Genomic DNA, 7915 nt, shown 5'->3' with positions numbered 1-7915 from the left:
CACATACCCCCGCGGCCCCGCACCACCGACGAAGCACCCGCGCAGCACCGCCAAGGCGCAGACGCCCACGACCCCGCTTCCCTGAGGTTTCACCCTCTAGGCGCGGCAGGGACCCGAAACGGCAAACAATTTCCGGGCGGGTGCCGGGCGGACCTCAGCCGGCGTACCCACCCGGCGCGGGCCGCCCCTTCGGCCTCCGCAGCCCCGCCCCCGTAAGCCTCCGCACCAGTTCCTTGGACCCGATCTCCACGGCCCCCGCCCGCACCGCGTCCGCGTACCGTTCGGCCGGCACGTCGTAGTGATCACGCTCGAACGCGCGCGACGGGCAGCCGATGCCGGCGGCGAAGGCGTGGAGTTCGTCGTACGAGACGTCGCTGACCAGGTGCGACCACATGCGGCCGTGGCCCGGCCAGGTCGGCGGGTCTATATAGACGGTCATCTCAGGCCGCCCACCGGCGCCACGACCACGCCCGCCTTCGCGCACACCCAGTGCGGATCGGGGCCCAACTCCGGTTCCACGTCCAGCGCGTGCGGGTCGCCCGAGCCGCAGACGGGGCACAGCGGCCACCGCCCGTACCGTTCCAGGAGCGCGTCCTGGACGTCCTGGGCGACGAGTCCGGCGACGAACTCGATGCCTTCGGGCCACTGCTCGACCCACCAGCGCCGGTGCGTGACCGACGCCTCGACGAGCGAGACGACCTCGGCCTCGGCCACCTCGCGGGCGGCGAGGTCGGCGAGGACGAGTGCGCGAGCGGCGTGCAACGCCTGTTCCAGGGGGTCGATCGCGTCCATGCAGCCATTGTCACCCCACGCGCGCCACGGCCGGAGCCCGTGCCGGAGACCCCGCCGGAGCCCCCGCCTCCACCGGCGTCACGGCCGAAGGTCCCGCCCCGTCTCGGGACCAACGGGGTCTTGACCGAACGAGCGTTCCGAAAATATCTTTCAAGCGTGACCAATGATGTGAAGGAAATTTTCGCGGGTGCCACACCCCCCGCCCCCGCCGCTCTCGCGGCCAAGGTGCGGACCCTGGCGCCGTCGATGACCCGCTCCATGCAGCGGGTCGCCGAGGCCGTCGCCGGGGACCCCGCGGGATGCGCCGCCCTCACGGTCACCGGCCTCGCCGAGCTCACCGGCACCAGCGAGGCGACCGTCGTGCGCACCGCCCGCCTCCTCGGCTACCCGGGCTACCGCGACCTGCGGCTCGCGCTCGCCGGGCTCGCCGCCCAGCAGCAGTCGGGCCGCGCGCCCGCCGTCACCGCGGACATCGCCGTCGACGACCCCATCGCGGACGTCGTCGCCAAGCTCGCGTACGACGAGCAGCAGACCCTCGCCGACACCGCCGCCGGGCTCGACACCGTGCAGCTCGGCGCCGCCGTCGCCGCGCTCGCCACCGCACGGCGCGTGGAGATCTACGGCGTCGCCGCGTCCGGCCTGGTCGCCCAGGACCTGGCGCAGAAACTGCTCCGCATCGGCCACATCGCGCACGCGCACTCCGACCCGCACCTGGCCGTCACCAACGCCGTGACGCTGCGCGCCAAGGACGTGGCCATCGCGATCACGCACTCCGGGTCGACGGGCGACGTGATCGAACCCCTCCGCGTCGCCTTCGAGCACGGGGCGACCACGATCGCGATCACCGGGCGTCCCGGCGCGGCCGTCTCGCAGTACGCCGATCACATACTGACCACCTCCACCGCCCGCGAGAGCGAGCTGCGGCCCGCCGCGATGTCGTCCCGCACGAGTCAGCTCCTCGTCGTGGACTGCCTGTTCGTGGGCGTCGCCCAGCGCACGTACGAGACGGCGGCGCCCGCACTCGCCGCCTCCTACGAAGCGCTCGCGCACCGCCACAACCCCCGCGGCGGCTCCCGCTGAGCGCCCGGCACCCCTCCGCACCCTCCGTCCTCGTTCCGCCCACCCCCTCCGGACACGAAAGAGCCGCAGACGCCATGACCTCCACCACCGACGCCACCTCCTCCCGGCCCGGGGACTCCGACAACTACGGGGAACTCCGCGCCCAGCTGGCCACCCTCACCACCGAGGCGTTCCGTCCCGAGCTCTCCGAGATCGACCGGCTGCCCACCCTGGAGATCGCGCGGATCATGAACGGCGAGGACGCGTCCGTGCCCGCCGCCGTCGCCGAGCAGCTGCCCGCCATCGCCGCCGCCATCGACGGCACCGCCGAGCGCATGGCCCGCGGCGGCCGGCTGATCTACGCGGGCGCGGGCACGGCGGGCCGGCTCGGCGTGCTCGACGCCTCCGAGTGCCCGCCGACCTTCAACACCGACCCGAGCGAGGTCGTCGGCCTCATCGCGGGCGGCCCGAGCGCCATGGTCACCGCGGTCGAGGGCGCGGAGGACAGCAAGAAGCTGGCCGCCGAGGACCTGGACGCGCTGGAGCTGACCGAGGACGACGTGGTCGTCGGCATCTCGGCCTCCGGCCGCACCCCGTACGCGATCGGCGCCGTCGAGCACGCGAAGGAACGGTACGGCGCGCTGACCATCGGCCTGTCCTGCAACGCGGACAGCGCGCTCGCGGCCGCCGCCGAGCACGGCATCGAGGTCGTCGTGGGCCCCGAACTCCTCACCGGCTCCACCCGGTTGAAGGCGGGCACGGCCCAGAAGCTCGTCCTCAACATGCTGTCGACGATCACGATGATCCGCCTCGGCAAGACGTACGGAAACCTGATGGTGGACGTCCGCGCGTCGAACGAGAAGCTGCGGGCCCGCTCCCGCCGGATCGTCTCCCTCGCCACCGGCGCCGCCGACGAGGAGATCGAGACCGCCCTCGCCGCCACCGACGGGGAGGTGAAGAACGCCATCCTGACGATCCTCGGCGGAGTCGACGCCGCCACCGCCGCGGAGCTCCTCGCGGCCTCGTCCGGCCACCTCCGTACGGCCCTCGACGCCGCCCGCACCACCTGAACCAACCCCGCCCCACCGGGCACCGCACAGCAAGGCACCGCACCATGGCACCAGACAAGAACCGCGCCACCGCCGCCGCGATCCTCCCCCTCGTCGGCGGCGCCCAGAACGTCACGTCCGTGGCCCACTGCATGACCCGGCTCCGGCTCGGCCTCGCCGACCGTTCCCTGGTCCAGGACGAGGCACTGAAGGCCCTGCCCGCCGTGATGGGCGTGGTCGAGGACGACACCTACCAGATCGTGCTCGGTCCGGGCACGGTCGCCCGGGTCACGCCGGAGTTCGAGGCCATGGTGGCGGAGGGCCGCACCGAGGCGGCGCCCGCCGAACACACGCTCACCGCCGAGGAACTGGCGGCCCAGGGCACGGCGATCAAGGAGGCGAGGAAGCAGAAGAACGCGACCCCCTTCAAGCTCTTCCTGCGCCGCATCGCGAACATCTTCGTGCCGCTGATCCCGGCCCTGATCGGCTGCGGCATCATCGCGGGCATCAACGGCCTGCTGGTCAACCTGGAGTGGCTGCCGGCCATCACCCCGGCGCTCGCCGCCATCGCCTCCGGCTTCATGGCGCTGATCGCGGTGTTCGTCGGCTTCAACACGGCGAAGGAGTTCGGCGGTACGCCGATCCTGGGCGGCGCGGTCGCGGCGATCATCGTGTACGCGGGCGTAGCGAACATCACCGCCTTCGGCCAGAAGCTCTCGCCCGGCCAGGGCGGCGTCCTCGGCGCACTCGGAGCCGCGGTCCTGGCCACGTACATCGAGAAGTGGTGCAGGAATGGGGTCTCCCCTGGTCGAGCGAAGTCGAGAGCTTGGGGAAGGGTGCCGGAGGCCGTCGACGTACTGGTGACCCCCACCCTCACGGTCCTCATCTCCGGCCTCGTCACGATCTTCGGCCTGATGTTCCTCGCGGGCGAGATCTCCACCGGCATCGGCACGGCGGCCAACTGGCTCCTGGACAACACCGGCGCCTTCGCGGGCCTGGTCCTCGGCGGCCTCTTCCTGCCGCTGGTCATGCTGGGCCTGCACCAGGCCCTGATCCCCATCCACACCACGCTCATCGAGCAGCAGGGCTACACCGTCCTGCTGCCCATCCTCGCGATGGCGGGCGCGGGCCAGGTCGGCTGCGCGATCGCCGTCTTCAAGCGCCTCAAGCACAACAAGTCGATCCGTACGACGATCAAGTCGGCCCTCCCCGCGGGCTTCCTCGGCGTCGGCGAACCCCTCATCTACGGCGTCTCGCTCCCCCTCGGCCGCCCCTTCGTCACGGCGTGCGTGGGCGGCGCGGCGGGCGGCGCGTTCGTCGGCTTCTTCTCGATGATCGGCGACAAGGTCGGCTCCACGGCGATCGGCCCCTCCGGCTGGGCCCTCTTCCCCCTCCTCGACGGCAACAAGGGCCTCGGCCTCACGATCGCGATCTACGCGGGCGGCCTCCTGGTCGGCTACCTGGTCGGCTTCTTCGCCACGTACTTCTTCGGCTTCAGCAAGCAGATGCTGACGGACCTGAACACGGACACCGCCGAGGACGCCGCCGCGGCCCACACCGGGCCGGAGCCGGCCACCGTCGGCGAGCCCGCGAAGGCCCCGCGGCTCGACCCGGACACCGGCACCGCCCGTGTCGACGGCACCGAGATCACCGTACGGGCCGTGGAGCCCTAGCCCCGCACCGCCGCAGTCCCGCACCGCCGCAAGGGAGCCCGCATGAGCGTCGACCCGAACGCCCCCACCCAGGGCGGCTTCCCCGTCCCGCCGCGCGCGGGCGAGCAGCCCCGGCCGGGCGCCGCCCGCTACCTCGTGCCCGCGCTGGTCGCGGCGGCCGTCGCGGTCGGCCTCGGCGCGTACGGCAAGGTCCACGACCCCGAGGGCACCGCCTTCAACCTCGCGGGGTTCAGCAGCACGAGCGCGGTCAAGTCCTGGCTGGCCACGACGGCGTTCGGCTTCGCGCTGCTCCAGGTCGTCTCGGCGCTGATGCTGTACGGCAGGATCCCCGGCCCGTCCTGGTCGGCGGCGCTGCACCGCTGGTCGGGCCGGATCGCCTTCTTCGTCGCCGTCCCCGTGGCGGTGCACTGCCTCTACGCGCTCGGCTACCAGACGTACTCGACCCGCGTGATGTGGCACTCGCTGCTCGGCTGCTTCTTCTTCGGCGCGTTCAGCGCCAAGATGCTGCTGCTGCGCGCGGAACGGCTGCCCGGCTGGCTGCTCCCGGTGGTCGCGGGCCTGGTCTTCGTGGCACTCACGGTGATCTGGCTGACGTCGGCGCTGTGGTTCTTCCGTACGTTCGGGGTGACGACGTGAGCGGGGGCGGACGCGCGGCGCGGCGGACGGTCCTCGCGGCGGGCGCGGCGGGCGCGGCGGCGCTGGCGGCGGGGTGCAGCAAGTACGGCGACGAGGGGGCCGCGCCGCGGACCTCGGAACCGGCCTCCTCGGCGTCGGGGTCGGAGTCGGGGTCCGGGAGCTCCGCGTCCGCGGGCACGAAGCCGCCCGCGGGACCGGTCCTGGCGAAGACCTCCGACATCCCGGTGGGCGGCGGCAGGATCTTCAAGGACAGGAAGGTGGTCGTGACGCAGCCGGAGAGCGGCGAGTTCAAGGCCTTCTCCGCGGTCTGCACGCACGAGGGCTGCATCGTCTCGACGGTCTCGGACGGCACGATCAACTGCCCCTGCCACGGCAGCAGGTACCGGGTGGCCGACGCCTCGGTCGCCGGCGGCCCCGCGCCGCGTCCACTGCCACCGGAGAAGATCACGGTCACCGGAAAGTCGATCACCCTCGGCTGACCGCACCGGACCTCGCGCGCCACGGCCGACCGGCACCGGAAATTCGATCACCCCCGGCCGTCCGCGGCCCGTACGCTCGGCCCATGCGCCCCCAGGACCTGGCCCTCGTACGCGACCACACCGTCTACGCGTGTGTGATGGGCTCGCGCGCCTTCGGCCTGGCCACGGACGGCAGCGACACCGACCGCAGGGGCGTCTTCCTGGCCCCCACCCCGCTGTTCTGGCGCTTCGAGAAGCCGCCGACGCACCTGGACGGCCCGGCGGACGAGCAGTTCGGCTGGGAGCTGGAGCGCTTCTGCGAGCTCGCCCTGCGCGCCAACCCGAACATCCTGGAGTGCCTGCACTCCCCGCTCGTCACGCACCTCACGGACACCGGCCGCGAACTGCTCGCGCTGCGCGAGGCGTTCCTCTCGCGCCAGGCCCAGGACACCTTCGCCCGCTACGCGCTGGGCCAGCGCAAGAAGCTGGAGGCGGACGTCCGCACGCACGGCGCCCCGCGCTGGAAGCACGCGATGCACCTCCTGCGGCTGCTGATGTCCTGCCGGGACCTGCTGCGCACCGGCGCGCTGACGATCGACGTCGGCGACCAGCGCGAGCCGCTGCTCGCGGTCAAGCGCGGCGAGGTCTCCTGGCCCGAGGTCGAGTCCTGGATGAACCGCCTGGCGGCCGAGGCGGAGGAGGCGGCGCCGCGCAGCCCGCTCCCGGCCGGCCCCGACCGGGAGCGGGTCGCGGACTTCCTGTTCCGCGCGCGCCGCGCGTCAGCCCGCGCGTCCCTGGAGGCGCACCCGGACGACGAGGTCGTCCAGGGCGTCGTACGCGGAGTGGACACCCGGCAGCGCTGAGTCGGCCTGGGCCGCGTCGAGGAGGGCGTGCAGCCGCTCCACGTCGGCGGCCACGCGCGCGCGGTCCACGGCGGCGCCGCCGTGCTCGGCCTCGGCCTTGGCGGCGACGAGCTCCGGCAGGTAAGCGGGCGCCTCCGGCACCTCCCCCAGCAGCGTGGGCAGATGGGCGACCACGGTGCCGCTCCGCATCAGATGGATTCCGGTCAGCAGCACCCGGAAGGTGTAGAGCAGCGGCTTGAGCTCGCCGTTCTTCTCGAAGAGCCGCCACTGCGTCCTGGCGAACCCCCGGTAGTGGTGGGCGTGGTGGCTGGTGAGCACGGTCGGCGCCAGCGCGACGAGTTCGGCGTGGGCGTCGGTGGTGTGCGCCACCAGCGGGGAGAGCAGCTGCTCCAGGACGTAGCCGTTGTGCCGCAGCATCAGCCGGGCGAACTTGCGCAGGTCGTGCGTGACGAGGTCCATCTCGACCCCGTCGTCCCGCCACATCCGTGACCTGGTCTCGTCCGGCTCGCGCAGCCCCACCAGGTCGGCCACCGGCAGCAGGTGCACCCCGCGCAGGTCCACGTCCGAGTCACGGGACGGGAAGCCGTACAGGTGCGCCCCGGAGACCGTCGCGAAGAGCAGCGGGTCGGTCTGCTCGGCGACGACGGAGGCGAGGTCGACGTCCAGGTCGGGGCCAAGGTCCACAGTCATCCCTCAAGCGTCCCAGAGCGCCCCGAACGCGAGGAGCTCGCCCCGGTACTCGATCCGCTCCGTCCACGCGGCGGGCCACGCGTCCGCCCCGAGGTGGGCGCCCGCGAAGGCGCCGGCGAGGCAGGCGATCGAGTCCGAGTCGCCCGACGTGCAGGCGGCCCTGCGCAGCGCGGTGACCGGCTCGTCGACGAACTGCAGGAAGCACAGCAGCCCGGTGGCGAGCGCCTCCTCGGCGATCCAGCCCTCGCCGGTGGCCAGGCACGGGTCGGTCTCCGCGTTGGCGTGCTTCAGCGCGGCCTCCAGGCGTTCCAGGACGGCGAGGCACTCGTCCCAGCCGCGGGCGATGAAGTGCTCGGGGGACGGGTCCTGGGAGCGGGTCCACAGGTCGCCGAGCCAGGTCTCGCGGTAGCGGGTGCGGTTCTCCAGCGCGTACGAACGCAGCTGCCCGACCAGCCCCATCGGCTCCGCTCCCCGGGCCAGCAGCCGCACCGCGTACGCGGTCAGGTCGCCGGCGGCCAGTGCCGTGGGGTGGCCGTGGGTGAGCGCGGACTGGAGCTGCGCGGCGCCGGACCGTACCTCGTCGTCGAGGTGCGGCACGAGGCCGAGGGGCGCGACGCGCATGTTGGCGCCGCAGCCCTTGGAGTGCACCTGGCTGGCGTCCCGCCAGTCCCGCTCCTCGTCGGCGAGCAGCTCGC

The 7915-nt window shown here is 73.0% G+C and carries 10 protein-coding genes; 6 read left to right on the top strand and 4 right to left on the bottom strand.

The features are described 5' to 3' along the window. Positions 1-154: 154 nt before the first annotated feature. Positions 155-439: a DUF4031 domain-containing protein gene (locus AOK22_RS16465; RefSeq protein WP_055699413.1), complete on the bottom strand. Its 285-nt coding sequence runs from the start codon at positions 437-439 to the stop codon at positions 155-157. After that, positions 436-792: a hypothetical protein gene (locus AOK22_RS16460; protein ID WP_055699412.1), complete on the bottom strand. Its 357-nt coding sequence runs from the start codon at positions 790-792 to the stop codon at positions 436-438. Before AOK22_RS16460 ends, AOK22_RS16465 begins: the two co-directional genes overlap by 4 nt. A 156-nt stretch (positions 793-948) precedes the next feature. Between AOK22_RS16460 and AOK22_RS16455 the strand changes: the two genes are divergently transcribed. The 6 genes from AOK22_RS16455 (at position 949) to AOK22_RS16430 (ending at position 6530) form a co-directional block, all read left to right on the top strand. After that, positions 949-1872 (top strand): MurR/RpiR family transcriptional regulator, encoded by a 924-nt coding sequence (locus tag AOK22_RS16455; protein ID WP_055699411.1) that lies wholly within the window; start codon positions 949-951, stop codon positions 1870-1872. 74 nt (positions 1873-1946) lie between these two features. After that, positions 1947-2921, top strand: a complete 975-nt coding sequence (gene murQ / locus AOK22_RS16450; RefSeq protein WP_055699410.1) for an N-acetylmuramic acid 6-phosphate etherase — start codon at positions 1947-1949, stop codon at positions 2919-2921. 44 nt (positions 2922-2965) lie between these two features. Further along, positions 2966-4573: a PTS transporter subunit EIIC gene (locus AOK22_RS16445; RefSeq protein WP_079036609.1), complete on the top strand. Its 1608-nt coding sequence runs from the start codon at positions 2966-2968 to the stop codon at positions 4571-4573. Between the two features lie 42 nt (positions 4574-4615). Further along, the gene (locus tag AOK22_RS16440; RefSeq protein ID WP_055699409.1) at positions 4616-5209 is read left to right on the top strand and encodes a DUF6529 family protein; all 594 of its coding nucleotides are present in this window, start codon (positions 4616-4618) and stop codon (positions 5207-5209) included. Then, positions 5206-5688, top strand: coding sequence for a Rieske (2Fe-2S) protein (locus tag AOK22_RS16435; protein ID WP_055699408.1), 483 nt, complete (start codon positions 5206-5208; stop codon positions 5686-5688). The genes AOK22_RS16440 and AOK22_RS16435 overlap by 4 nt, the downstream gene beginning before the upstream one ends. An 83-nt stretch (positions 5689-5771) precedes the next feature. Then, the gene (locus AOK22_RS16430; protein ID WP_055699407.1) at positions 5772-6530 is read left to right on the top strand and encodes a nucleotidyltransferase domain-containing protein; all 759 of its coding nucleotides are present in this window, start codon (positions 5772-5774) and stop codon (positions 6528-6530) included. Here the strand turns inward: AOK22_RS16430 and AOK22_RS16425 are convergent. Both AOK22_RS16425 and AOK22_RS16420 read right to left on the bottom strand, forming a co-directional pair. Next, positions 6447-7220 (bottom strand): nucleotidyltransferase domain-containing protein, encoded by a 774-nt coding sequence (locus tag AOK22_RS16425; protein WP_055699406.1) that lies wholly within the window; start codon positions 7218-7220, stop codon positions 6447-6449. The genes AOK22_RS16430 and AOK22_RS16425 overlap by 84 nt on opposite strands. Before the next feature lie 3 nt (positions 7221-7223). Beyond that, on the bottom strand, positions 7224-7915 hold a 692-nt coding region (locus tag AOK22_RS16420; RefSeq protein WP_055699405.1), incomplete at its 5' end, for an ADP-ribosylglycohydrolase family protein.

Origin of the sequence: Streptomyces silaceus (assembly GCF_001419745.1) — a bacterium.
GTDB classification, from domain to species: domain Bacteria; phylum Actinomycetota; class Actinomycetes; order Streptomycetales; family Streptomycetaceae; genus Streptomyces; species Streptomyces silaceus.
The sequence above is the reverse complement of the archived record's forward strand: the minus strand, read 5'-3'. Positions and strand labels throughout refer to the sequence as shown.